This window comes from Planococcus sp. FY231025, from assembly GCF_052078085.1.
In the GTDB taxonomy this organism is placed as follows: domain Bacteria; phylum Bacillota; class Bacilli; order Bacillales_A; family Planococcaceae; genus Planococcus.
In genome coordinates this window covers 177,809-200,382 of sequence record NZ_JBQJJG010000004.1, presented here as the reverse complement: position 1 = coordinate 200,382, position 22,574 = coordinate 177,809, and the positions used below count along the sequence as shown (strand labels likewise).

Below are 22,574 nucleotides of genomic sequence, written 5' to 3'. Positions count from 1 at the left end.
GAGCACGTCTTAGAAGCGGAGGCAAAGACCATGCAGTGGAAAACACGTATCCATGATGGCATCCTGTCCCAATACTTTGAGTACGGCGATCCGGAAAATCCGGCAATCGTCTGCTTTCACGGTTTGGCCGGAAGCGGCATTTATACATACGGGGAACTGGCACCCCTTTTACAGGGCCGCTATCGCCTGATTGTGTTCGACAGCCCAGGACACGGCGGCACAGAAGCATTTGAATCAAAATCCGGTTACCGGTTCTCTAATTTGGCGGAATGGTTTCATGGAGCAGTCGGAACCATCTTGTCGGAACCTTACTTTATCATGGGCCATTCATGGGGAGCCGACGTCGCTCTCCATTTCGCCCGCCATTTCCCGGGAAATATCCGTGGACTCATTTTGCTTGATGGGGCCTTCACTTTTCCTCAAAACCAGCCCGAGATGACAAAAGAAAATGCGCTTGCCGGCTGGGCCGACTATATGGAAAACGCCGTCTACGACACCTGGCAGGACGTGGCGAACGAATACCGGAACTTCACTTCCCGTTGGAATGCCCGCATTGAACAAAGCACCAAATCCATTTTCCATAGACAGGCGGATAGGCGATACCGGCTGATTGTTTCTGAAAATACCATACTGCCGATCCTTGAGGCTTTTTTTGAGGAACCCTTCTCCGAAGCCTACTCCTACGTGAATGTTCCGACTCTTTTGATCCATGCTGAACTGCCGGAAGAACTGACGGCAGCACGCGAGCAGGGCATTGCCCAAATGACGTCGGAAATTGCGGACGTGTCGATTTGTCCAATCCCTGGAACCGGCCACATGCTGCAATGGGATGCACCGGAGAAAGTAGCGGCACACATCGAGGCATGGATGCTGCAAAAAGCCCTTTTATAGCAGAATAAAAGATTTTCCCAAAACAGAAAGGCCGTTGATCCACGCGGGATCAACGGCCTTTCGCTTATTGCTTTAGAACTTCCCGGATATCTTCTTCAAACGACTCCGGCGCATCCTTAGGAGCATACCGTTTGACGATATTGCCTTCCTGGTCGACGAGGAATTTCGTGAAATTCCACTTGATGCTGCTGCCGAGAAGGCCTTTCGTATTGGCGGTCAGGTATTTAAATAACGGATGAGCTTCCTTGCCGTTGACCTTGACGATGTCGTGCATCGGGAACGTGACGCCATAGGTCATGCGGCACGACTGTTCCGCTTCCTCCGCATTGCTGACTTCCTGCTTGAACTGGTCGGACGGGAAGCCAAGGACGACGAGCCCTTCTTCTTTGTAATTGCTGTAGAGGTTTTCCAAGCCATCGAACTGGTCCTTCAAGCCGCATTTCGTCGCCGTATTGACGATCAGCATCGCTTTGCCTTTGTACTCGGCCAATTGATGGGTCTTGCCGCTCGCATCTTTTACTTCAATATCATAAATCCCCATTGTCCATCGCTCCTCCTAAAGATTCATTTCCTTGAAAAACGCATTCAGTTCCTTCAAGTTTTTCATCAGCGCGATTGCGTTGACATCTTCCCTGAAATTGCAGCTGACAAGCTTGTCCGCCACTGCCGCTTCAATCGGATCGTGGCTCCCTTTCGCCTTTTCGGTCAAAGAGATGATCGAGGCGCGTTTGTCTTCGGGCGATTGCTCCTTGCTGAGCCATCCGGCAGCCTCCATGCGGCTGATGATCGGGTTCAGCGTCCCGATGCCGAGTCCGAGCCTTGCCCCGATCTCCTTCGCCATCAGGCGGTCGTCCTCCCAGAGCACGAGCAGCACCAAGTACTGCGTGAACGTCAGCTCGAACGGCTCCAGGACCCGGGCATACATTTTCGTGAAATTGCTTGAAGCCTTGTAGACTTCAAAACATAATTGCTGGTCCAATTTCGAAAGTTTTTCCATTCGATCACACCTATTACTGGTTTATAGTACGACGATCTCCACATCGATGGAGTTTTTGACCGCTTTGGAATACGGGCAGTAGTCATGCGCTTTCTCTACATACACGTGCTTCTGCTCATCGTCTAGGCCAATGATGCCCACTTCAAGCCGTGCAGCTAATTTGACGCCGCCGTTTTCTTTGTCCCCGAGCAGGGAAATCGTCGCTTTCACTTCGGTTTTCTCCACTTTCACTTTAGCATGTTCAAGCACCAATTCCAATGCGCTGTTAAAGCAGGCGCTGTATCCGGCTGCGAAAAGCTGCTCCGGGTTTGTCGCTGTTGTCGGGCTGCCGCCGAGGGCCGCCGGTTTTGCCACGTCCATGAAGAAGATATTGTCCTCTGAGTAAACTTCCCCTTGTCTGCCGCCTGTGTTGATAATGGTCGTTTCGTATAATGGTTTCATTTGATTGCCTCCGCTCTTTTATATCGTACACGATGTATATTAAACTATATCGTTCACGATGTAAAATGATAAGGCTCATAGTTTTCTGCTGTTTTACGGAAATAAAAAAAGCCGCCCGGCAGGCAGCTTCCATTGGTCTATGGCAGGTTTAGCCGTCAATCCATCCCGGCTCTTCGCTTTTTGGCGCGTTGTCGGTTTTTGCAGGTGCGGCATTCTTGTTTTGTTTGCTCTTGTAAGGCTTGTTGCTCTTGGCTTTGTTGGCGCCTTTTTCCCAGCGCGTCCAGCCTTTCTTGCCTGTACCCCGGCCGGTTCCGCCTTTTCCTTTTGCTTTACTCATATTCTTCACTCCCGTACTTCCCGCAGCAATGCGAGGGAATTCCTCTAATCATAACAGGTTCTTGCCATTTCGGCATCCCCTGCAGTTTATCAGAGCACGGCCCCTTCGAGCGAATCCTGCACTTCCCGCAAACGGTCCAGCGGGAGCGGTTTGCTGAAGTAATACCCCTGCAGATAGGAATCGTTTTTCGCGGCCACAAAATCCCGCTGCTCCGCTGTTTCGATCCCCTCGGTGACCAGTTTGATCTCGAGTTCGTCCAAGGTGCTGTAGATGCCTTTCAGCAGGGCGGTGTCTTTTTTGCTCGAAGGCACTTGGCGCAGGAAGCTCCGGTCGATTTTGACAATATCGACATCGAGTTCAAGCAAGTGGAACAGCGACGATGTCCCGACCCCGAAATCGTCTAGCGCCACTTGGATGCCACGCTCTTTCAAGGCGGTGATGAACGCCACGATCTCCTTTTGTTCCGCCACCGTGTCGCTTTCCGTAATTTCAATCTGCAGCTTGTCGGCCGAGAAATTATGTTCCCGGAGCACGTCGTCGATTAATGCCAAGAGCTCGTCCTTGAATTTCAACTGCATTTTGGAAACATTCACCGCGAGGCTGAGCGACTGGCCATATGTGGTGTTCCAGTTCTGCACTTCCCCGACGGCCTGGCGGATGACCCATTCGCCGATTTCCCGCATCATCCCGCTTTCTTCAGCGAGCGGGATAAAGCGCAGCGGCGCAACGAGCCCTTCTTTCGGATGGTTCCACCGGATCAGTGCTTCGACCGCTTTGATGCTCCGGCCTTTATTGTCCATGATGGGCTGGTACTCCAGGAAAAACTGGTCCAGCGCGATGGCGTCGGACAGGTCCGTTTTCAGGTTCAGCAAGTATTTGTGCAGATGGCGGTCTGTCAGGTCCTCATAGAAGACGTAGGTGTTTTTGCCGTTCTTCTTTGCCGCGTACATCGCCGTGTCTGCATATTGCAGCAGGTCATCAAGCGTCCCTGCATTGGCGGGATAAAAACTGACGCCGATACTCGTGGAAATCGTCGTCTTGACTTTGTCGAGGACAAAAACTTTTTGGATCGCTCCCATGACTTTCTCAATCTGACCGGTGAGTTCTTTACGGCCGGTCGCCGGGCTCAGCAGGACGAATTCATCCCCCCCGATGCGGTACAGCTGGCTGCCGGTATGGAGGAGGCTTCCCGTCAGCCGCTCCCCGACCTGCTTAAGCATTTCATCGCCGCTGCTGTGGCCATACAGATCGTTGATGCGCTTGAAGCCGTCGAGATCGAAAAACAGGACGGCAAATGAAGTGTCCGGATCTTCGGCACGGCTCAGAAACTCTCGATAAAGGCTGAAGCGGTTCGGCAAACCCGTCAATTGATCGAAGAAAGCCAGTTTCGATACGTCGATATGGGCTTTTTCCAGGCTGTCGAGCATGTCCTGGATGGACGTCTCCAAGTCCGTGATTTCGTCTGGAACCGCTTGTGATTTGCGCACTGCCAATGAATTCGCTTCATCGAAATTGACGTCTTTCAGCTGCAGGGACAGCGACGAGATCCGCGAAACTATCAGAAGATCCAAGAGATAATGCACGAGCAGTACGAGCAGCAAAGTGGCGACGGACAAAGCGAGGAACAAGTCGTTCATGCTTTTCGACTTTTGGCTGTAATATTTCCGCTCCCGTTCGACTTCAATGTTCAAGCCGTTCCCAATCGCCAAAACCCCACTGATGGTATTGCCGTCCACTTCCCGGATCCCGCTGCTTTCTTCTGCACTTCCGGCGGTCCGGACATTGATAGCCAGATCTTCTTGCATCTTGTCGAAAAACGCATCATTCAAAATGACGCCTGTGACCAGGCGGCCAGCGACCGGGCCGTTGCCTTCGCTCGTCAAAATCTCTTCAGCTGCCAGCAGCACCGGTCCGTACTTGTCATTCCAAAGGACGGAAATGCCGTTTTCTTCGTCGATCCGTTCAAGGAGCGCAGACGTGTCCCCCAAGTCCTTCTCCACGCCGATCAGCGTGCCCATGCCCAGTTCGTAGCCGGCTGAATAAACCGTATCCCCGTTATTGTTGAGATAAAGCTTGAAGTTTGTACCGGTGTGGCGATAGCTTTCCTGGGTCAAATTGGATTCGATGTATTTGGGGTTGCGGTTTTGCATGAATTCATACGTGTCATCCCAAACCGCCCAATCTTTGTTGTGGCGCATTAAATTCGCTTTTTCAGAAGCGATGTATTTTTCGGCACGCTCCATATCGGTTTTCAGCGATTCTTCGTCCATCCTTTTGGCATCTTCCAGAATCACAGGACGCATCAAAAAGAAAAGCAAAACGATGAACGCAGCCATTGTAATGCCGATCATGCCCGCTGTTTTCATCTTCAGTTTCATAAATTTTCTCCCAATTCTTCGTCATTTGAACCCGTCTTTGTGCTGCACCGCCAATTTCAATGAATCCAATGGTCCGCCACAGCTTCTGCAAAAAAGGGTTTCTCCTTTTTTATCGGCATGTTTTTCCGAATCGTTAGCGGCACCCCATAATTATCTTTGGATTGTGAAAGACTTCCTTCCCTCAGGAAAGATCCTCATCTTCCGAAAGGCGGCGCATGGCAGCGCGGATCTGTCCCCGGTGGCTGATTTCGTCCTCCAGCACATGAAACCATAAATAATACATATTGTATGCCGTGCCGTTGAGCCAGCAGCGCTCCTCGTACAGCCAGGCATCGTCTTTTTCCTTCAGCTTCTGCAGCGTCGCTTCCCGTACGGCGCTGAGTCCTTCTATGTAATAATCCAATGTATTGCCCGCAAGTAATGGCTGGCTGCCTTCACCGAGCATCAGCGCCGGCCCCCACTCGGCAAATTCCGCTTCTGTAAAGTCGCGGCCTTCGAACGAGATGAGCTGGTGGACTTTTTCGATGGCGGCAATATGGGCAAGCAGCGCGCCGATCGAGTTTCCGTTTCCTGAATCTCTTTCATCCAACTGATTTGGCTGCAGCCCCTCGATATCCTTCAACGTCTGCGAGCGGACATGCCCGAGCATAAATACAAGTTCCCCGATCTTCTCCGAATAGCCAGAAGCGGGTTTTATGGTGTACTCCATGTTGACCCATCCCTCCGTTACTGAATCTGAAATACTGCATAGCCGATGGAGCCGACCAGCAGCGCCGATAAGACAAACGCCGGAACCGATAATAGGATTCTCAAAGCGAGGTGGATTTCGTTAAAATAGGCACCCAGACCCTCCATCGCTTTCCATGCCAAATATTGAAATGGGATGCTCAATGCGCCGAACAGCAAATCCTTCCATGTTAACGGCGGGTTGATCAAGGAATCAAATAGAGATATAAAGGGAAGAATCATGGCAAATAGCGCTGATTGCCCCAAAAAGAATTTGAGATACTTCACAGACAAACCTCCTTCGCAGCATGCTTTTCGTAATACACAAGCGTCGCCCGGGGATTGAGCTTTTCCTGCCTGCCGTTTCTTGCATAACCCATCTTCTCGTACAGATGGCAATTTCCCGCTTCTTCCAGCAAGGTGCCCAGGTGCCATGAAGCCGCTTCAGGATAGAGTTCTTCTGCACCCCGAAGAGCAGCCTGGGCAAGGCCGCCGCCTTGGAAGCACGGCGCGATGAATAAGGGCCCAATCCAGAACTCATCGCCTTCTTTCCGCCGGATCCGGATCGCCCCTGCGAGCTTGCCGTCCGCTATGATCTTATAAACCCCGCCGTCCGGCTCCCTAATGCGCATTTCCATCTTCTCCAGCGGCTCAGTTGCCGGGCTGGTATCGAAATCAAGGTATTTCTCAAGAAGCGGCAAAAAAGCGGCATGCTGCATTTCCAAGAGCTGCTGCGCATCGGTTTCTTGCGCTTTTTCCAGCTTTATTGCCATCACCGCCCACCCCTTCGAACCATATTTACCTTTATTATACAACGGAGAATAGGCAAAAAGACATCTGCCCCAAAAATAAAAACCCTTTCCGCCACTCGGGCAAAAAGGGATTTGCTTATAGATCTGCTCCTTAAATTACTGCCTTTTCAAATGATAGAAAGTTTAGGGATACGGTGAATTAATAAAGAGAAAGTTGATATGCCGCTTCGGCGCTTTGGGCATGGCTCCCACAATGAGCCGGGAGGGACACCCGTCTCATTGCTTCGCCTAGCCCGTAGGCGCGCCGGCGCTAGTTTCAATCTTCAAAAGCTGATAACTTTATCCGTTTTAGCAGTGCTATCCAAGATATGAAGCAAAACAGCGGAGACGCCCGCGGGAAAGCGAGACAGCCGAGACCCCGCAAGCCGCTACGCGGCTGAGGAGGCTTGGCGCTCGCCCGCAGGCAAGCGCAGCTGTTTTGCGGAATATCGTCTACTACTGATCTCTACTTCACCGTTTCCCGATTAGTACACATAAGGAATCAGCCGCGCGCGCTGCTTCATCCAGTGTTCATACTCCGCTCCGAACTTTTCAACAAGAAGTTTTTCTTCATAATCGATCCGCTTCAAAAGCGCCCATATCATCAAGGCACCCCCGACAACTGCCGCTATAGGGCTGGTGAAATACAGCGGCATGCCAATTGCGATGAAAAGGAGGCCTGTATACAAAGGGTGCCGAAGCTTCCGGTACGGCCCTGAACTGACGATTTCATCGCCTTCACGGACGGTGACGTGCCGCGTGAATTGGGCCTTAAGGTGCAGGATGCCCCATAGCCGCAGAAAGACCCCGGCTGCAAATAGAAGCGTCCCCGCTGCGCGAAGAATCGGCGCCGCTGCCTCCGCACGCATTTCCTGCAGCAAAAAAGCCGCCAGGATGGTTCCGAGCAATACGATGAAAATCCGGTAGAACGAGCCTCTTTCCACCGGATCGCTCACAGATACACCTCGGTTCCGGAAAAACAGGAACTCGCCGATCCAAGCCAATCCGACTGCACTAAATATCCAATCAACCCATGTCATAGCCACGCCTCATTTTCCTGTCACTTTTCTAAAATATATAGAACATCCCTTTTGAATACAACTATAAGCCCACATGCACAAAACACCAGCAGGCTTTCTCTCCCAACGGTTGCGGAGAGAAAGCCTGCTGGTGTTTTATTCTTCTTCTGTAGTGGACAGTTCAACGAGCATCGCGGTGAACACGATGAAGATCGCCATTAAGGCCAAGACCATTGTGAACATTGTCATCAACTCCTACCAAGTTTTAAACCCTTCTGAACCAGGAGGTGCATTCTGGATCATGTCGCCGATCGGGATGGCGTAGGCGATGAAGATGAGTGCGAACGCAATGCCGATCCAGATGGTCCATTGTTCCAGGAATTTCGGTGTGTTTTCTTTGTCGCTATCCGCAAGCGGGAACTCGACAAAGTCTTCCGGGCGTTCCGCTTTCGGCGACAGGAACATCGTCATGATGACGATGTAGATCAAGATCATCGCAGAAAGGAACAGGATGCTGCCGCCGACAGCCATGGTGACGTGGTTGGTCAGTAGGCCGTCAAACCATTCCATTGCAGCCGGATGGTCGCTGTAGCCGGAATACGCTGTACGACGCGGCGCACCGAGAAGCCCGAGAATGTGCTGTGCTGTCGACATTAGCAGCATGCCGATCGACCAGGTGATGATCTGGACAAATCCGAGGCGCTGCATCGTCTTCGTAAATTTGCGGCCGGTCAGATACGGGATCAGCCAGAAGGTAAGGCCCATGAACGTCATCGCCACCGGCGTACCGACGGTGATGTGGAAGTGGCCGACAATCCAAAGCGTGTTGTGGACGACTTCATTCAGCTGGAAGCTGGCGTTGATGATGCCGCCTGCGCCGCCCGGGATAAAGAACGCCATGGCAATGAAAATCGATGTAAAGCGGACATCTTTCCAAGGCAGCAGGCGGAACCAGCCGAACAAGCCGGTAGCCCCTTTTTTGCGCCCTGAAATTTCAAACGTTGCGAACATGGAGAAAGCGGTCATAAGCGACGGCACGATAACCATGAACGTCAGAACTACCTGAAGGAATTTCCAGAAATTCGAGATGCCTGGCTCCGTCAATTGGTGGTGGAAGCCGACGGGAATTGAAAAGAGAATGAAAAGGACGAATGAAAGACGTGCGAGCGAGTCGCTGAATACTTTTACGCCGAGCAGTTTCGGTACGATCAAATACCAGGCCATGTATGCCGGCAGCAGCCAGAAGTACACAAGCGGGTGTCCAAAATACCAGAACAGCGAACGGCTGAGTTCTACGTTGATCGTATCCGTGAAGCCGAACGCCCACGGGATGTATTGGAAAAGAACTGTTGCGACAACGCCGAGGCATGAAATGATCCACATGATGATCGTCGTGATCGTCATGAAGGCAAACAGCGGGCTGTGCTCGCCTTTATGCTTTCTGCGCCATACCATGTAATGGCCGATCAGCGCGAAACTGCTGATCCACGTACCCACGACCCAAAGCGCCAAGCCGACATAGAACCAGCCGCTCGCTTTCAGCGGAGCATAAAACGTGTAAAGGACCGATGCCTGGCCCGAAACGATCATGATCGTTGCAAGGATGGTGCCGAGCAGCGTTACTGCGAAGCCGATCCAGGAAAACAGCCGGACTTTCGGTCCGAATGTGCCGATGCTTTTGCTCATGCCGGTGATGAAAAAGCCGAAAATGAAAAATGTCGTAAAAACAAGTGCAAGCAAAACGCCGTGTGCGGTAAGAATTTGGTAGTAGTCCAGCCAAGCGGGCAATTGCAGGGCGTCATTGCGGATGAAGACTTGGAGCAGGCCGGCGAGTGTGCCGATCAAAAACGCCGCGTAGGCGACTCCGATATTCCATAATGCGATTTTGCGGTCTTGTGCAGCGATCATCTTAAAACACCTCTATTTCAGTAAACATCATGTGGTGCCCGGTTCCGCAGTATTCGTTGCAGAGAATCAGGTATTTGCCGGGTTTTTCAAATGTGTAGGACTTTGTAGTGATCTGGCCGGGTACGACCATCATATTGACTTTAGTGTCATCGATCGTGAAACTGTGGACGACGTCCGTGCTCGTCGCTTTGAAAATGATTTCCTTGCCCGCCGGCACTTTCAGATCCGGTGCATTATAGCCGAATGCCATAGCCACCAACGTGACCTGGTACGTATCGTCGTCAAGCTGGCTGACGCCGGGATTGTCGAACGGCGCCGTTTCGTTCACTTTCTTCGGATCGATGGTTTCCATCCCGCCTGAAGGCGTATGGTCGTGCGAGAATGCGCTGACCCCTACGACGCTCAAAAAGACGATAAGTGAGGCGATTCCGAAGATCAGCCAAATTTTTTCAAATTTATGCAGGTGCATGTGTATCTTCTCCTTTTTTCTTCTGTTTCATTTCAATTGTTACCTTGCCACGTACATCATATAAACGATGACCCACATCGCGATAATGATGGCACCGACGAAAAACACGCTCATCAGCGTCCCTTTTAAATTCATGTCCTGATGTTCATCGTATTTTTTGCTCATTTTCTTCACCTCGTATGCTCTTCTCTTGTTTACAGATTAATCTCTACCCCGACACGGCACTGTGAGAAATATCACACCTGGAGGGTTTATTTTGCTAAGCGCCATATTTTTGACATAAAAAAAAAGCCCCCTTTGCCAAGGCGGCTTCATCATATGGCATTAATCAATTTTGCAGAACGAGATGGGGCAGTTTTCACAATTGATTTCGTATTTTAAATAGGAAATATCGTGAATGGCGATTTTTCCTTCTATATAAGAGATCTTTTCAACTTTTTTCAGATCGTTGAGCATGCGGTTGACGACTTCACGCGTCATGCCGCAGAAGTTCGCCAGTTCCTGGTTGGTGAGGACCATGTCGATCAGCACCCCTTCGCCATGCGGCACGCCGTAGCTGTTGCTCAAGCGGATCAATGTGGAATACAGGGCTCCTTTTTTGCCGTGCAGCATCAAATCCCGGAACTTGGTCTGGGTTTTCTGCTGGTCGATTCCCATCCATTTCATAAACGCGACTGCCAGCCGGCTGTTATCGAGCAACGCTTCCTCTAAATCTTCAATGTGGATCTTCATGCACACCACATCTTCGATCGCTTTCGCATCGAGCATGTAGGCCGACTGGTTTGAAAAGACCGTGACTTCTCCGACCAATTTCTGCGGCCCGCAGATGCGCAGCGTCAGCTCCCGCCCATTCGGCGTGATTTTGCCGATCTGCACTTTTCCGGCCTGTACAATATAGACGCCTTTGATCGGGTCGCCTTCTTGAAACAAATAAGCTCCTTTTTGATACTCTTTTATGCTGTGGCGAATCGATCGAAGCTCTTCCAGTTCAGATGATAAATCTTGATCAGACAATTGTTCTCTCAAAATCAACCCTCCTCCGGCACCGATGGATTGCGGCATCCTTATAAGGTCAATTTTAACACACCGGCTTTTCCCCGACTTAAGGAATTTCCGCTTTTTTACTTCCCCCCGTCACAGGAACGACGAATCTTTATTGCTAAGCTTTCTGCAAAGCAGGAACTGAATGGTGCCTTATCGAAATATACCAAGAGAGACGGAGAAGGAGGAATTTATTATGACATTACAATACAATACAATATTGGTGGCAATCGATGGCTCGAAAGAAGCGGAGCTCGCCTTCAAGAAATCTGTGGCCATTGCCTCGCGGAACAACGCGGCACTCCACTTGGTGAGCATCATCGATATTTCATTCGGTTCACTGGAAGCCTATGCCCGTGAATACGCCAGAGAAACAAAGAAATCCACCGAAGAGCTGCTGCAGCGCTATAAACAGGAAGCAACGGAAGCCGGAATTTCTAACGTCAACATCATTATTGAACTCGGTTCACCAAAAACAATGATTCCAGGCGAAATTGCCACTCGGATAGATGCCGACCTTATCATTTGCGGTGCTACTGGGCTAAATGCGGCAGAACGCATCTTTTTGGGTAGTGTTTCCGACCGCATTGTACGGGCAGCGAAGTGCGATGTACTTGTTGTAAGAAACCAAGATACAATTTCAGAATAATGATAGAAAATTTAAAAAAATCCCTATTCCTTTCCGAAGGATAGGGATTTTTTCTTTGTCCAAAACCGGAAGTCACAACTAAAGCCCTTACCCATGTTACAGGATTCTAAACATTTGATATGAAACTGTAATAAAAAATTGGGTTTCTTGGTGTTACAATACTTTTGCCGGCTTTTTTAGGACGGATCTTGCACCGTATTTTATTTTCTTAATATAGATGAATCATTATACAGATAGAAACACCGAAAGCAGAGAGGGGAAACAAATCGTGAATTTATTATCCAAATGGACCGCAGCAGCAACCGCGGCGGTACTCGCTTTATCGATTTTCATGCCTTCAGTGAGCGCCGACACGTTAGGCGACCTTAAAGGCAAGCAACAGGAAGCACAACAGAAACAGAGCGAATTGAATTCCGGCATCCAGCAAAAAGCGAGTGAAATTTCCAAGAACCAGACAAAGCTTGAATCGATTATGAGCAAAATCATGGAGCTTGACGGCAAAATCCAGGAAACTCAAGAAAAAATCGAGAATGTTCAAGCCCAGATCGATCAAACAAAAGCGGAAATCGAAGCATTGCAGGCTTCCATCGCCGAGCTTCAGCGCAAGATCGATGAACGGACAGCCTTGTTGCAAGAACGCGCCCGCGCTATCCAATTGAGCGGCGGATCTGTAGATTACATAGATGTATTGCTTGGCGCAAACAGCTTTGTAGACTTTATCGACCGGTTCTCAGCAGTGAACACGTTAATCGAAGCTGACCGCGACATCATGCGGGAACAGGCCGAAGACAAAAAGCTTCTGGCTGAACAGAAAGCACAAGTGGAAACAAAACTTGCAGAACAAGAACAGCGCAAAGCAGAACTTGTAAACCTGAAAGCTGACCTTGATGCACAGAAAAAGAAACAAGCTCAACTTGAAAAAGAATTGAAAGCGGAACAAGACCGCTTGTCCAAAGAAAAATCAGCTCTTGAAAAAGAACACCAGAAACAAATGAATATCAGTTCGAACCTTGAAGCGAAAATTGCTAAAGAACAGGCCCGCCTTGCAAAACTTGCAAGAGAAGCGGAACTGAAGCGCCAGCGCGAAGCAGCAGCGGCGCGCAAAGCGGCTGCTGCCAAAGCGGCTAAAGCAGCTGCCAGTGCAGCTGCGTCAAGCTCACCGGCTGTCACTTATGCATCAGCTCCGGCGGCAGCACCTGCAGCCGGCAGCGCGAACTTCATCAGACCGGCATCCGGAAGATATACATCCGGATTCGGCGGGCGTGATATCGGCGCCGGGCATGAATCACACCTTGGCCAAGATATCGCAAACGTACCCGGCACACCGATCGTTGCTTCAGCAGGTGGTTATGTCTCCTACGCCGGTTCTATGGGCGGATACGGAAATGTCATCATCATCAACCACTCGATCAACGGCCGTGCATATGCAACTGCTTATGCGCACCTGAATTCAGTCGGCGTTTCTGTCGGGCAGCAAGTTTCCCAAGGGCAGTACATCGGCGGCATGGGGAATACAGGACGCTCTACCGGTCCCCACCTCCACTTCGAAATCCACATTGGATCTTGGAACGGCGCACGCTCGAATGCAGTCAACCCTGCACCATATCTACAATAATAAATCTAAAGGGCAGTCCCGATTTCTTCCGGGACTGCCCTTTTTCAATTCTTTCAAGCGGGTTGGCGCAGTTTTCACCGATATGCCATCCGCAGACTATTTGCCGCCGTATAATTGTTCGAGCTCTTCTTCTTTCATCGTGAAGCGGTGCTCTTCTGCAGGGAATGCCCCCGACTTCACTTCCGTAACGTAAGCCGCGATGCCGCTTCTCATGCCTTCACCGGTTTCTGCATAAGACCGGACGAATTTCGGCAGATGATGCGAACCGTATTTCAGCGTGTCGTGATAGACGAGGACCTGTCCGTCCGTCTCTGAACCTGCCCCAATGCCGATGACCGGAATCGAAACCGCCGCTGTCACTTCGCGCGCAAGCTGATACGGGATGCATTCCAAAACGAGCATGCAGGCGCCTGCCGCTTGGGTCGCTTTTGCGTCTTCGATGAGCTTCTGCGCAGCATCGGCCGTTTTCCCCTGCACTTTAAAGCCGCCGAGGACGCCTGCTGTCTGCGGCAGGAGCCCCAGATGGCCGACGACCGGGATGCCGGTGCGCGTCAACAGGCGGATGACATCGAGCACTTCATCGGCGCCTTCCAACTTCAGCGCTTCCGCTCCGGTCTCCTGAAAGATCCGGATGGCATTTTGTAGCGTCCGGTCGAGGGTGCCATGGAACGAACCGAACGGCATGTCGACAACGAGGAATGTATCTTTTGCGCCGCGGCGTGCGGCTTTGCCGTGGTGCACCATGTCATCGATTGTCACGTTGACCGTCGAATCGTAGCCGAGCACGACCATGCCGAGCGAATCGCCGACCAAAATAACGTCCACCCCTGCTTCTTCGGCAAGTTTGGCAGACGGATAATCATACGCCGTCAGCATGGCGATTTTCTCGCCTTGTGTTTTCATTTTCATCAATGATGCTGTGTTCTTCATATTTTTCTCTCCTTTCGGGGAGAAAACCGGTAAAAACCCTCCTGTAGGTGGAACAAGACAGGAGGGCAGGATTTTAATAGCTGGTTTTCTCCGTCCCTGTCGTTTTCGGATCAAGGCGAACTTATTCAGTTGGCGCTTTGGGAATTGCCGGTACAGTTCGGCTAGGATACTGTCCTCTCTTCTACTATATCAGACGGCTTTGCACTGCAGCAATATTCCGTCTTTTATCGAATAAAAGTTTAAAATGCAAAAAAAGTTGGGTAAATTAATACTACCCGGCGAACATTTGCGTTGCCGGCAAGGCAGATGCAGTACGCAAGCATTTCAATTTCATATCATTGCTGGCAGGATGGGGCAGACAATAGAGCTGTAAACAACGCTGGAGGAATTCACTGGATTCTTCCGGCTTTTTGACGTTCTCAAAAATTAAGGAAAGAAGGGGAAGGAAATGAAATACCTGGTCGACCACAACAGCAAATTCGTTCATGAAATCCAATATGCCACCGACCGCTGCAAAGCCTACACAACCCTTGAAGGCTCGAAAGAATATACCGACTCGCCCAACTACATCAGCCAGCTTGAAAGTGAAAAATCGTACATGAAGTGCCCGTACTGCCACGAAGTGCCGCTCCTCATGGACTGAGGTCTGTCCCCAAACGAAAAACAGGAAGCTCCGCATCTGCTGGAGCTTCCTGTTTTTATTTCCCGGGAAAACCTGTTCACTGTTTTTCCTTTAGCTTCACTTCTTCCGTGCGGTTGCCGCTCGCCAAATCAGAGAGCCGATTGCAGCGATTGCGGCGGACGCAAGCAACGGACGCTCTGCCGCTTTGTGCTTCATCTGTTCTTTGCGGCTATTGGATAGTTTTGCGTTCAATAGAACCCTCTCCTCTTAACTTCTCGCATTACTCATGGAAAAAGCAGCCGCATAATCGTTGACTTACCTCGAAATCACGATCACCCCGCCGCAATGTGAAACAGGATGAAACTCACATTGGCAGCTTCCGTTCAGTGCAGCTTTCAATTCATCGAAAACGAAATAGAATTCGTCGCCGTCCCAGTAGTCGATGCTGTCCAGCCGGCACTGCTCCAACTCTTCCCGCGTCCGGAAAGCGATATCGCCGATGAACAGCTTCCCATCCGGCGCAAGCCTCTGCAACAAGCTTCCGATGAACGGCGTCTTCTCTTTATCATTCAAGTGGTGAAGGGCATACGTGCTGATGATGGCGTCATATACCTTCCCGTCCATCGCCGGCGGCAAGCCGTCCGTAATATCCCATTCGATCAGGTTCGCAGACGGCATCTTCTCCTGCGCAATCGCAATCATTTCCGGCGAGAAGTCCACTCCGTCCACCGCATGTCCATTCTCGTATAATTTGCCTGCCAGAATTCCTGTCCCGAAGCCGATATCCAATACACGGGATCCTTCTTTTTGCATCACTTCGTTGAAAATCCAGTTCAGGATTTCCTTGTATCCGGCGAACGGGTATAAATTGCTTTCCTCGCTCACTTGGACCGTCCGGTCATATTCATTCGCCCATAAATCAAAACCTTGCTTGCTTAACATAATTGATATTCCTCCTGGCTTAACTTAAAAATCCTTGAAATACGCGTATCCTTCCCTCGAGAAGTTGAATCCTTGGCCGTCATCTGCACCCATCGGAATAAAAGACAGATAGCGTTCATTGCCCGAAGTGTAAACGGTTTTATAGTACCATGCCTCACTTACTTTATTCCCTTCTTGATAAACCTGGGTTTTATGCTTCGACCGGACATCTGCATTTTGGCCAACCAGCCTTTTCCCAAGTTCTCCTTTTTCATTTTCCGTCAGTCTTTCTCCTGCTTTGATCAGAACATATTGATCCGCATATGCCTTGCCTTCGCCGAGCTGCTGCTCTACTATTGCTATCGTATAATCGTTGAAAAAGCCCCAGTTTTTGGGTGTATACAGCAGGGAACCTTCCACCGGGCCAAATTCTTCGAGATCGTATACATGAGTAAGCGCTTCTGCTTCCCTCTTGCTTGGCTCCGGCTCATATGCCATAAATAAACCAAAAATCCAGAAGCCTAGGAAACTGATGGCCAATAGTACACCCAATGATATCAACAGCCTTTTCGCCATCTCCGCCCTCCTGCTATTCCACTTCCAGTGCATACACACAGACGTCTTTTCCGCCCATGGCAATCTCCTTTTCCAGGGACATGCCGACAGATCGGGCGACTTTTTTCGAAGCTTCATTTCCCGGCTGGATCAGCGAGACCAGCCGTTTTTTGCCCAGCTTGCCGATAGCGTAATCGCGGATGCCTGCCGCCGCTTCCTTCGCATAGCCCTGCCCCCAATACTCCGGAGCGATCCAGTAGCCGATTTCGAGTTCTTCTGCGCCATCCACCAGCTGGCTTACCAGCCCGGCATGGCCGATCCGTTGGTTGTCCTCTTCCCGGACCATCACCCGGAGGCCGATATCCGGCGTTTTCCGGTAGGAGCGGTATATCCAATAAAGGAACTCCAACGCTTCGTCACGGTTTCGGGTGTTGCCGTTCCCGATAAAGCGCACCACCTCGGGATTGGCCAAAAGAGACTGCAGGAATTCAAAATCTCCGTCTCTGTAGCGGCGGAAATTCAGCCGTTTTGTCCCTATCTCCATCCTCAGCCCCTCCTTTCCACCTGCTCGATTCGGACTTTGGGCCATTTGACAGTCCACCTTTTTTGCTCTTGCCGCTTTCGGTAAATGCTCATCAACCCACTTTGGCTGCGGAAAATCGGAGTCGGCTTGACCCGCATCCCCAAAACATCCACCAATCCGCACGGTGCGGCGACGATCAGCTGTCCCCCCTCGTCCAACCGGACGCCGAGCGCGGTTGCCGTCTCTGGAAATTTCGAGATGGCATCAACTGAACTTTGATAAGGCGGATTGCCATTGACCACATGCATCCTTGCCTGGTTTTTCACAGACCAAGGCAGCCCCGGCATGATTTGGTGGAGCCGCTTTTCCCACAGCTTTTCAGTCTCTTCATTTATATTGCCGGCATCAAAATAAATCACATCGATATCGCCGAGCGGCGTCCGTTCTTCGAATCCATGAAGGGTGTCCCAGATTTTCGTCCGGACAAACCCTGCACAGACCCACCAGTCAGGAAGCTCCAGGCCTGCGGCTGCTTCCAGGACACCCATCATCCAATTGTCCGCCTCTATGAGGGCCAGTATCTCCCGCTCCCCTTTTAGTACCGTCTGATGCTTCATTGCTGCGCCCCCAGAAATTCTGTCGGCAGCTCGGTTTCATTGATTTTTCCGTCCAGCTTCACGCGGTAGGCCATGGCTTGCGGACGCGAGCTGACGATGCGGCTGAGTTCCGTCCCGATGTAATGGAGGGCCACGCCATCGTCCGCAGCAATGCCGCTTTGGACAGCGCCCGTTTCGATCAGCTTACGGTACGCGGGCCTTCTGTCCGCCTCGCCGTCGTAATGCGGGCAATTGCTGCCTCCCAGAAAGCCGAGCGCCTGAATCGGTTCGAGCCCATCCCCGTAGGAATCCGTAACACCGTCTGCGAACCAGCACAGCGAACCGGCGCTGATCCCAGCCAGCACAATGCCCCGCTCCCATGCTTTCCGGAAAACGGCATCCAATCCCCATTCCCGCCAGAGCGCAAGCAGATTTTTCGTATTGCCGCCCCCGACGTAAATGATGTCTTTCTCGAGCACAAAGGCCTCCAAATCCCGAGCCGGCGGCTTGAACAGCGAAAGGTGTGAAGGCTCGCAGTCCTGTTTTCCGAAAAAGTCATAGAAAGCGGTAATCATTTTTTCGGAATCCCCGCTTGCTGTCGGCACAAAACAGATCTTCGGCCTCCTCTTTCCGGCTTGCTCCAAAATGTATGTATCCAATAACGGATTCTCCGGTTCCATCAGGAAACCGCCTCCGCCCAGGGCAATAATCTGTTTCATTGGTGCATCCCTCTTTTCAAATAGCTGAATCCGATTATACTGAACAATAAAAGGACTGATTTGCATGTACGTCAAAGTGTATGAATACCAGATCCAGGCGTCCAAGACCGCCGACTTCCTCGCGTATAACCGGCTGTCCCAGGCCCTTTACGAAAAATACCTGCCTGTGGAAATGCTTCTTCTGAAAAAAGAAGGCGCCGATACGGAATGGATGGAGCTGAATGCCTTTGCTTCAAAAGAGCAATTCGACAGCAGCAGCCCGCTGATTGAAACGGACCCCGGCCACGCAGAACTGTTCCAACGGTTCAGCGACTGCATCGTGCCTGACACGCCGCTGACCGAAAGCAGCTATACGGCGGCTTCAGGACTTCCTTTGCCATTCCGGTTTTAACAAGGAAAACATTAACGCATCGTGAGATTTGCCGCCTTGGTACAAGAACGCACGCAGCAGCCCTTCTTCCTTGAACCCCATGCCTTTCAGCATGCCGCTCGATACGGTATTCGCCGGATAGACGACGGCCCCGATGCGGTAGAGGTCCAATTCGTTGAAAACGTGGGTCAGCACAGCGGTCAGCGCTTCTTTCGCAAAGCCCTTGCCCCAGTAATCGGGGTGCAATTCATAGCCGATTTCCGCCTTTTTCGCCCGCTTGTTCCAATTGTGGATGCCGATGGTGCCGATCAGCCGCCCGTTCTCTTTCAGCATGATGCCCCAGCGGATGGCCTTGCCTTCCACCAAGCCTTCGCGGAAAGAATCGATGAGCGTGCCTGCCTGTTCCGGTTCGGTGAAGGCGTCGGTTCCGTAATACCGCATGACGTCTTCACGGGATAAGATCTCGTAGACGGCTTCTTTGTGCTGCTGCCCGATTTCGCCAAGATGCAGCCTTTTTGTTTCCAATTCTGTCAACTCCATGATGATTCCCCCTTTTGCCATCTATCCCTTTTCGCCATCTCTTGTCCGATTTCCTGTTAATGGACCCAAAAAAGCCCGGAATGCAGAAGCATTCCGGGCCAAAAATTCTTTAGATAAAACGTGTCACTTCTTCAATCGGCAGACGGGAAGTTCCGAAAGCAGGAGCTGCCGCTTTGCCGATGGCAATCAGCACGATCGGGAAAAGGTGTTCCGGCAAGTCGAACCGTTCGGCAAATTTCGCTTTGTCGAATCCGCCCATCGGGATGGTGTCGTAGCCGCGCTCTTTTGCGAGCAGCAGCAATTGCATGGAAACAAGCCCGGCATCGTATGCGGCAATGTTCATGCGCGCTTCGACCGGAGCGTTCGGATACACTTTGTACGTATTGGCAATCGTGCGTTCTTTGATCGCTTCGTCCATGTAGCCTTCTTCGACATTCTGCGTGTAGATTTTCTCTACATTCTTATAGGCATCGATATTGCCGAGAACCGCGATGATGGCCGATGACTCTTCGACCTGTGCCTGGTTGTTGGCAATGGCACGCAGTTCTTTCTTCACGTCCTGGTCCTGGATGACGATGAAGTTCCAAGCTTGCAGGTTGCTTGATGACGGCGCACTTGTTGCCATCGTCAGCAGCTCTTCGATTTCTTCTTTCGGGATCTTGAAGTTCGGGTCATAAATGCGCACCGATTTGCGCTCTTTCATCACTTTATATAGTCCTGATTCTGTTGTTGTCGTCATGGTAGGTCCCCCTCGAATTCCGCTTACTTTTAGTAAGTTTATAATAATAACTTATCACTAGGGAATCCGGGTGTCAAAGAAGTTGCTTCCTTGGCAAATCATCAATCTTCGGGATTGATGATCGCGAGCATCTGATGGTCCTGCCACTCTCCATTGATCTGTACATTTTTTCTTCTGATGCCTTCCTTGTGGAAGCCGGCTTTTTCCAGGACACGGATCGAGGCCCCGTGATGCGGCATGACGCCCGCTTCAATCCGGTGGAGCAGCAATTCCTGGAACGCATAATCCACAAGCAGCTTGACCGCTTCCGTGGCATAGCCCCGCCCGTTATACGCCTGGTCGATCGTGTAGCCCATGATGGCGCTTTGCACCGGCCCGCGCATCACTTGGACAAGGTTGATGCTGCCGATCAGCTTGTCTTCCCCTTTATGGAACACGCCAAAATTGTATTCTTTGCCCCCCAGCCGGTTTTCTTCCTGCCGCTGAAGGCGCTGCTTCTGGCCTTCAAGCGTATAGAAGTCCGGCTGCCGGGTAACCGAGAACTGTTCGAACAATTCCTTGTTCCGGATTTCCATCTCCACCAAACGCGGCAAATCATCGCTTGTCAGGCTCCGCAAATAAATCGCTGTGCTTTCCATTTTTCATTCTCCTTTAAGTACTGAAGGTTTCACGTGAAACAGCTATTCACCGTTTCGCTTCCTGGATCCTTTTCCGCCACAACTCCTCCGCAGCGCCTGAACCGAGCAGTACGCCCAGGACGATGACGACAAAGCCGATCATGTGGTAAACCGTAATCGTCTCTCCTAAGAACCAAGCGGAGCCGAGAAGGGCGAAAAACGTATTCAAATTGATGAAGATAGCCGCTTTCGGAGGCCCGACCTGGCCGAGCGCATGGTTATAGAGCATATGGCCGAGGGCGGTGGCGATGATGCCGGAGCCGATCAACACGCCCCAGAACAGGGGCTCCATCTCCGCAAAACGGCGCCATTCGCCCGGCTCCAGCAACAGGCTGATGAAGAAGATCCCGAAAGAGCCGAAGATGAACATATACGCCGTCAAGAGGCGGGGGTCCAAAGTTTTTGAAGCTTTGCTGATGATCATGAAGCTCATCACCTGGGCGACAATTGCCAACAATATGTATAGATCGCCAATCGAACCGGAGCTCGTTTCTGCATTACCGGCCAGCACCGTAGCGGCGACGCCGGTAAATCCTAGTATAAAGCCGAGCCATTGCCATTTTGTCGGGCTGAGCTTCAGCAGCAGCAAGCTGAAGACGGCGGTCATGATCGGGCTTGTCCCGATGATCAGCCCGGAATTGGTCCCGCTGGTCAAAGAGATGCCGACCGCGATCAAGTAATGGTGGACCACCACATTCAGTAAGGCAGCCGCAGCCACATACGGCCATTCCGCCCGGGTCGGCCAGCGGATTAGCTTGAAGGCAGCCAGTATGGCGAATACCGTCACGCCTGCCAGGAAAATCCGGAGCGACGTCATCGTCACCGGACCCATCTCAGCGGTGAGGTATTTCATGGCTGGCACGTTCATGCCCCAGGCAAACATGATGAAGACGAGCAATATGTAAAGTTTCAGATGGTTCATGTGCATCCCCCGGTTTCCGCTTTTCTGCATTATACCCCCTTTCTCCGGCAATAAAAACGGACCGGCGAATGAGTTTCAGCTCTGCCGGCCCTTTTTCCATGTGGATGCGGGTTATTCGCCGAAGGTTTTCCGGAAGCCGTAAAAAGGCCGGTAGCCCTGCGATTCGTAATACGTGCGGGATGTGCTGCTTGCGAGCATCTCGATGCGGGTGTTGGGATACAGGGTATGGGCATGCGCAAGGAGCTCCTTGCCGATTCCCTTCCCGCGCAATTCCTTGTCGATGAGCAGCTCCGCTATGTACAAGGTCACGGCGCCATCCGTCAGCCCGCGCAGGCACCCGGCAATCTTGCTGTCCATTTCAGCGACAAACGCCACATTGGAGTGGCTCCATGCCGCTTTGGTATCTTCCTGCTTCTCCACCAGGTTTGTCCAGCCCTCCGCTGCGTTCAGGTGGTTGATGTCCGGAAAATCCGTTTCCCGGTAAGGGCGTATAGTCAAAGTTTCGTTTGTAGTCATTTCTTCACCTCGTTAAAATTAACGCTTCGCTGTCGCGCAGCCGTTCCACTTCCGCCCCGGTTGCAGTTTCAAAAGCGGAAATGCGCTGTTCAATGGTCCTGCCTGATGCATCTTCGAATTTTTCTTCCCGCCCGTAATGCGGAAACAGTGGTTTTTCATAGATGCCGAGCGCCGTTAAGTCCTTGAGCCCGCCGGAATTCATTGCGGGCGTGAAAACATCGGCAATTTCAATATGCGGCCCGAAGAGCATGGCGCCGGCGCTGACCCCGACAAACAGGACATCCCGCGAGATGAGCTCGTGGAAGACGGCTTCTGCTCCGCTCGACTTCACCGCTTGGAGCAAGTGGAACGGATTGCCCCCGCAAATGTATAGGATGTCATATTGAAGCAAAACTTCGGTATCCTCGAATTCGATGTCAATAAAATCCGCCTGTCTAACATTCATGCGGAAAAAATCTTCTTTTGTTTTTGCCGCAAACGGATCGGCCGCCTTTTTGGGGGAAGCGGTCGTTAGGATCGCCGCTTTCACCTCTTTCGTTTTCCCATCAGCCCATTCCCTGGCTGCATTTTTGACGGTTTCATTGAAAAAGCCTTTTGAAGTCAAATAGATAAGCGCCATATTCAACTGCCTTTCTTCTGTTTTTCCAGCCCTGCCGAAGAACAGCAATTCGGAGATAAAGGC

General features: G+C 51.3%; 31 protein-coding genes. 5 read left to right on the top strand and 26 right to left on the bottom strand.

What is annotated here, in order from left to right:
• Window positions 1–30: 30 nt before the first annotated feature.
• Complete coding sequence (locus ACTL32_RS04300; RefSeq protein WP_441340299.1) at window positions 31–891, top strand: alpha/beta fold hydrolase; 861 nt, start codon at window positions 31–33, stop codon at window positions 889–891.
• A gap of 64 nt (window positions 892–955) precedes the next feature.
• Here the strand turns inward: ACTL32_RS04300 and ACTL32_RS04295 are convergent, their stop codons facing one another.
• From ACTL32_RS04295 to ACTL32_RS04235, 13 genes are all read right to left on the bottom strand, one after another.
• Window positions 956–1,432, bottom strand: a complete 477-nt coding sequence (locus ACTL32_RS04295) for a glutathione peroxidase (protein WP_441340298.1) — start codon at window positions 1,430–1,432, stop codon at window positions 956–958.
• A 15-nt stretch (window positions 1,433–1,447) separates the two neighbouring features.
• Window positions 1,448–1,888, bottom strand: a complete 441-nt coding sequence (locus ACTL32_RS04290; protein WP_441340297.1) for a MarR family winged helix-turn-helix transcriptional regulator — start codon at window positions 1,886–1,888, stop codon at window positions 1,448–1,450.
• Between the two features lie 21 nt (window positions 1,889–1,909).
• Window positions 1,910–2,329 carry an organic hydroperoxide resistance protein gene (locus tag ACTL32_RS04285; RefSeq protein WP_441340296.1) on the bottom strand — a complete coding sequence of 140 codons (420 nt, stop codon included), beginning with the start codon at window positions 2,327–2,329 and terminating at the stop codon, window positions 1,910–1,912.
• Window positions 2,330–2,477: 148 nt separating this feature from the next.
• Entirely contained in the window at window positions 2,478–2,666 is a 189-nt protein-coding gene (locus ACTL32_RS04280; protein ID WP_441340295.1) for a DUF3934 family protein, read from the bottom strand.
• Between the two features lie 89 nt (window positions 2,667–2,755).
• A complete protein-coding gene (locus ACTL32_RS04275) occupies window positions 2,756–5,044 on the bottom strand; it encodes a bifunctional diguanylate cyclase/phosphodiesterase (RefSeq protein ID WP_441340294.1) in 2,289 nt (762 codons plus the stop codon).
• A 181-nt stretch (window positions 5,045–5,225) separates the two neighbouring features.
• A complete protein-coding gene (locus ACTL32_RS04270) occupies window positions 5,226–5,753 on the bottom strand; it encodes a DinB family protein (protein ID WP_441340293.1) in 528 nt (175 codons plus the stop codon).
• A 17-nt stretch (window positions 5,754–5,770) separates the two neighbouring features.
• On the bottom strand, window positions 5,771–6,058 hold the full coding sequence (locus ACTL32_RS04265; RefSeq protein WP_441340292.1) for a hypothetical protein: 288 nt from the start codon (window positions 6,056–6,058) through the stop codon (window positions 5,771–5,773).
• Window positions 6,055–6,543 carry a GNAT family N-acetyltransferase gene (locus ACTL32_RS04260; protein ID WP_441340291.1) on the bottom strand — a complete coding sequence of 163 codons (489 nt, stop codon included), beginning with the start codon at window positions 6,541–6,543 and terminating at the stop codon, window positions 6,055–6,057. Before ACTL32_RS04260 ends, ACTL32_RS04265 begins: the two co-directional genes overlap by 4 nt.
• Before the next feature lie 503 nt (window positions 6,544–7,046).
• Complete coding sequence (locus tag ACTL32_RS04255; RefSeq protein WP_441340290.1) at window positions 7,047–7,601, bottom strand: isoprenylcysteine carboxylmethyltransferase family protein; 555 nt, start codon at window positions 7,599–7,601, stop codon at window positions 7,047–7,049.
• Window positions 7,602–7,835: 234 nt separating this feature from the next.
• Window positions 7,836–9,488 carry a b(o/a)3-type cytochrome-c oxidase subunit 1 gene (locus ACTL32_RS04250; RefSeq protein ID WP_441340289.1) on the bottom strand — a complete coding sequence of 551 codons (1,653 nt, stop codon included), beginning with the start codon at window positions 9,486–9,488 and terminating at the stop codon, window positions 7,836–7,838.
• A gap of 1 nt (window position 9,489) precedes the next feature.
• Complete coding sequence (locus ACTL32_RS04245) at window positions 9,490–9,957, bottom strand: cytochrome c oxidase subunit II (protein WP_441340288.1); 468 nt, start codon at window positions 9,955–9,957, stop codon at window positions 9,490–9,492.
• 39 nt (window positions 9,958–9,996) lie between these two features.
• Window positions 9,997–10,122, bottom strand: a complete 126-nt coding sequence (locus ACTL32_RS04240; protein WP_441340287.1) for a cytochrome C oxidase subunit II — start codon at window positions 10,120–10,122, stop codon at window positions 9,997–9,999.
• A gap of 159 nt (window positions 10,123–10,281) precedes the next feature.
• On the bottom strand, window positions 10,282–10,983 hold the full coding sequence (locus ACTL32_RS04235; protein ID WP_441340286.1) for a Crp/Fnr family transcriptional regulator: 702 nt from the start codon (window positions 10,981–10,983) through the stop codon (window positions 10,282–10,284).
• Between the two features lie 211 nt (window positions 10,984–11,194).
• Here ACTL32_RS04235 and ACTL32_RS04230 point away from each other — a divergent pair, with 211 nt between their 5' ends.
• On the top strand, window positions 11,195–11,647 hold the full coding sequence (locus ACTL32_RS04230) for a universal stress protein (RefSeq protein ID WP_441340285.1): 453 nt from the start codon (window positions 11,195–11,197) through the stop codon (window positions 11,645–11,647).
• A gap of 268 nt (window positions 11,648–11,915) precedes the next feature.
• A complete protein-coding gene (locus tag ACTL32_RS04225) occupies window positions 11,916–13,262 on the top strand; it encodes a murein hydrolase activator EnvC family protein (protein WP_441340284.1) in 1,347 nt (448 codons plus the stop codon).
• 96 nt (window positions 13,263–13,358) lie between these two features.
• On the opposite strand, the gene panB is transcribed toward ACTL32_RS04225, so the two are convergent.
• A complete protein-coding gene (panB, locus tag ACTL32_RS04220) occupies window positions 13,359–14,192 on the bottom strand; it encodes a 3-methyl-2-oxobutanoate hydroxymethyltransferase (protein WP_441340283.1) in 834 nt (277 codons plus the stop codon).
• 448 nt (window positions 14,193–14,640) lie between these two features.
• Between panB and ACTL32_RS04215 the strand changes: the two genes are divergently transcribed.
• On the top strand, window positions 14,641–14,835 hold the full coding sequence (locus tag ACTL32_RS04215) for a hypothetical protein (protein WP_441340282.1): 195 nt from the start codon (window positions 14,641–14,643) through the stop codon (window positions 14,833–14,835).
• Between the two features lie 96 nt (window positions 14,836–14,931).
• On the opposite strand, the gene ACTL32_RS04210 is transcribed toward ACTL32_RS04215, so the two are convergent.
• The 6 genes from ACTL32_RS04210 to ACTL32_RS04185 form a co-directional block, all read right to left on the bottom strand.
• Window positions 14,932–15,066 (bottom strand): hypothetical protein, encoded by a 135-nt coding sequence (locus ACTL32_RS04210; protein ID WP_441340281.1) that lies wholly within the window; start codon window positions 15,064–15,066, stop codon window positions 14,932–14,934.
• Window positions 15,067–15,129: 63 nt separating this feature from the next.
• Window positions 15,130–15,756, bottom strand: coding sequence for a class I SAM-dependent methyltransferase (locus ACTL32_RS04205; protein WP_441340280.1), 627 nt, complete (start codon window positions 15,754–15,756; stop codon window positions 15,130–15,132).
• 24 nt (window positions 15,757–15,780) lie between these two features.
• Complete coding sequence (locus tag ACTL32_RS04200; RefSeq protein WP_441340279.1) at window positions 15,781–16,311, bottom strand: hypothetical protein; 531 nt, start codon at window positions 16,309–16,311, stop codon at window positions 15,781–15,783.
• 13 nt (window positions 16,312–16,324) lie between these two features.
• A complete protein-coding gene (locus tag ACTL32_RS04195) occupies window positions 16,325–16,834 on the bottom strand; it encodes a GNAT family N-acetyltransferase (protein WP_441340278.1) in 510 nt (169 codons plus the stop codon).
• A gap of 2 nt (window positions 16,835–16,836) precedes the next feature.
• Entirely contained in the window at window positions 16,837–17,430 is a 594-nt protein-coding gene (locus ACTL32_RS04190; protein WP_441340277.1) for a nucleotidyltransferase family protein, read from the bottom strand.
• Window positions 17,427–18,128: a Type 1 glutamine amidotransferase-like domain-containing protein gene (locus ACTL32_RS04185; protein ID WP_441340276.1), complete on the bottom strand. Its 702-nt coding sequence runs from the start codon at window positions 18,126–18,128 to the stop codon at window positions 17,427–17,429. The genes ACTL32_RS04190 and ACTL32_RS04185 overlap by 4 nt, the downstream gene beginning before the upstream one ends.
• Before the next feature lie 64 nt (window positions 18,129–18,192).
• On the opposite strand from ACTL32_RS04185, the gene ACTL32_RS04180 reads away from it, so the two are divergent.
• Window positions 18,193–18,519, top strand: a complete 327-nt coding sequence (locus tag ACTL32_RS04180) for a hypothetical protein (protein WP_441340275.1) — start codon at window positions 18,193–18,195, stop codon at window positions 18,517–18,519.
• Here ACTL32_RS04180 and ACTL32_RS04175 read toward each other — a convergent pair.
• The 6 genes from ACTL32_RS04175 to ACTL32_RS04150 form a co-directional block, all read right to left on the bottom strand.
• Window positions 18,490–19,038, bottom strand: a complete 549-nt coding sequence (locus ACTL32_RS04175; protein ID WP_441340274.1) for a GNAT family N-acetyltransferase — start codon at window positions 19,036–19,038, stop codon at window positions 18,490–18,492. The genes ACTL32_RS04180 and ACTL32_RS04175 overlap by 30 nt on opposite strands.
• Before the next feature lie 109 nt (window positions 19,039–19,147).
• A complete protein-coding gene (locus tag ACTL32_RS04170; RefSeq protein WP_441340273.1) occupies window positions 19,148–19,777 on the bottom strand; it encodes a nitroreductase family protein in 630 nt (209 codons plus the stop codon).
• Between the two features lie 101 nt (window positions 19,778–19,878).
• Window positions 19,879–20,415: a GNAT family N-acetyltransferase gene (locus ACTL32_RS04165; protein WP_441340272.1), complete on the bottom strand. Its 537-nt coding sequence runs from the start codon at window positions 20,413–20,415 to the stop codon at window positions 19,879–19,881.
• A 46-nt stretch (window positions 20,416–20,461) separates the two neighbouring features.
• Window positions 20,462–21,376 (bottom strand): DMT family transporter, encoded by a 915-nt coding sequence (locus ACTL32_RS04160; RefSeq protein WP_441340271.1) that lies wholly within the window; start codon window positions 21,374–21,376, stop codon window positions 20,462–20,464.
• Window positions 21,377–21,487: 111 nt separating this feature from the next.
• Window positions 21,488–21,892, bottom strand: coding sequence for a GNAT family N-acetyltransferase (locus tag ACTL32_RS04155; protein ID WP_441340270.1), 405 nt, complete (start codon window positions 21,890–21,892; stop codon window positions 21,488–21,490).
• A gap of 4 nt (window positions 21,893–21,896) precedes the next feature.
• Entirely contained in the window at window positions 21,897–22,511 is a 615-nt protein-coding gene (locus tag ACTL32_RS04150; RefSeq protein WP_441340269.1) for a Type 1 glutamine amidotransferase-like domain-containing protein, read from the bottom strand.
• Between the last annotated feature and the right edge of the window lie 63 nt (window positions 22,512–22,574).

Excerpts from the sequence above, each read along its gene's own strand:
- ACTL32_RS04240 (WP_441340287.1), bottom strand. The coding sequence starts at position 10,122 with ATGAGCAAAAAATACGATGAACATCAGGACATGAATTTAAAAGGGACG.
- ACTL32_RS04190 (WP_441340277.1), bottom strand. The coding sequence starts at position 17,430 with ATGAAGCATCAGACGGTACTAAAAGGGGAGCGGGAGATACTGGCCCTC.
- ACTL32_RS04215 (WP_441340282.1), top strand. The coding sequence starts at position 14,641 with ATGAAATACCTGGTCGACCACAACAGCAAATTCGTTCATGAAATCCAA.
- ACTL32_RS04165 (WP_441340272.1), bottom strand. The coding sequence starts at position 20,415 with ATGGAAAGCACAGCGATTTATTTGCGGAGCCTGACAAGCGATGATTTG.
- ACTL32_RS04280 (WP_441340295.1), bottom strand. The coding sequence starts at position 2,666 with ATGAGTAAAGCAAAAGGAAAAGGCGGAACCGGCCGGGGTACAGGCAAG.
- ACTL32_RS04160 (WP_441340271.1), bottom strand. The coding sequence starts at position 21,376 with ATGAACCATCTGAAACTTTACATATTGCTCGTCTTCATCATGTTTGCC.
- ACTL32_RS04290 (WP_441340297.1), bottom strand. The coding sequence starts at position 1,888 with ATGGAAAAACTTTCGAAATTGGACCAGCAATTATGTTTTGAAGTCTAC.
- ACTL32_RS04285 (WP_441340296.1), bottom strand. The coding sequence starts at position 2,329 with ATGAAACCATTATACGAAACGACCATTATCAACACAGGCGGCAGACAA.
- ACTL32_RS04185 (WP_441340276.1), bottom strand. The coding sequence starts at position 18,128 with ATGAAACAGATTATTGCCCTGGGCGGAGGCGGTTTCCTGATGGAACCG.
- ACTL32_RS04195 (WP_441340278.1), bottom strand. The coding sequence starts at position 16,834 with ATGGAGATAGGGACAAAACGGCTGAATTTCCGCCGCTACAGAGACGGA.
- ACTL32_RS04155 (WP_441340270.1), bottom strand. The coding sequence starts at position 21,892 with ATGACTACAAACGAAACTTTGACTATACGCCCTTACCGGGAAACGGAT.
- ACTL32_RS04255 (WP_441340290.1), bottom strand. The coding sequence starts at position 7,601 with ATGACATGGGTTGATTGGATATTTAGTGCAGTCGGATTGGCTTGGATC.
- ACTL32_RS04245 (WP_441340288.1), bottom strand. The coding sequence starts at position 9,957 with ATGCACCTGCATAAATTTGAAAAAATTTGGCTGATCTTCGGAATCGCC.
- ACTL32_RS04250 (WP_441340289.1), bottom strand. The coding sequence starts at position 9,488 with ATGATCGCTGCACAAGACCGCAAAATCGCATTATGGAATATCGGAGTC.
- ACTL32_RS04200 (WP_441340279.1), bottom strand. The coding sequence starts at position 16,311 with ATGGCGAAAAGGCTGTTGATATCATTGGGTGTACTATTGGCCATCAGT.
- ACTL32_RS04230 (WP_441340285.1), top strand. The coding sequence starts at position 11,195 with ATGACATTACAATACAATACAATATTGGTGGCAATCGATGGCTCGAAA.
- ACTL32_RS04275 (WP_441340294.1), bottom strand. The coding sequence starts at position 5,044 with ATGAAACTGAAGATGAAAACAGCGGGCATGATCGGCATTACAATGGCT.
- ACTL32_RS04295 (WP_441340298.1), bottom strand. The coding sequence starts at position 1,432 with ATGGGGATTTATGATATTGAAGTAAAAGATGCGAGCGGCAAGACCCAT.
- ACTL32_RS04180 (WP_441340275.1), top strand. The coding sequence starts at position 18,193 with ATGTACGTCAAAGTGTATGAATACCAGATCCAGGCGTCCAAGACCGCC.
- ACTL32_RS04270 (WP_441340293.1), bottom strand. The coding sequence starts at position 5,753 with ATGGAGTACACCATAAAACCCGCTTCTGGCTATTCGGAGAAGATCGGG.
- ACTL32_RS04175 (WP_441340274.1), bottom strand. The coding sequence starts at position 19,038 with ATGGAGTTGACAGAATTGGAAACAAAAAGGCTGCATCTTGGCGAAATC.
- ACTL32_RS04300 (WP_441340299.1), top strand. The coding sequence starts at position 31 with ATGCAGTGGAAAACACGTATCCATGATGGCATCCTGTCCCAATACTTT.
- ACTL32_RS04170 (WP_441340273.1), bottom strand. The coding sequence starts at position 19,777 with ATGACGACAACAACAGAATCAGGACTATATAAAGTGATGAAAGAGCGC.
- ACTL32_RS04205 (WP_441340280.1), bottom strand. The coding sequence starts at position 15,756 with ATGTTAAGCAAGCAAGGTTTTGATTTATGGGCGAATGAATATGACCGG.
- panB (WP_441340283.1), bottom strand. The coding sequence starts at position 14,192 with ATGAAGAACACAGCATCATTGATGAAAATGAAAACACAAGGCGAGAAA.
- ACTL32_RS04260 (WP_441340291.1), bottom strand. The coding sequence starts at position 6,543 with ATGGCAATAAAGCTGGAAAAAGCGCAAGAAACCGATGCGCAGCAGCTC.
- ACTL32_RS04150 (WP_441340269.1), bottom strand. The coding sequence starts at position 22,511 with ATGGCGCTTATCTATTTGACTTCAAAAGGCTTTTTCAATGAAACCGTC.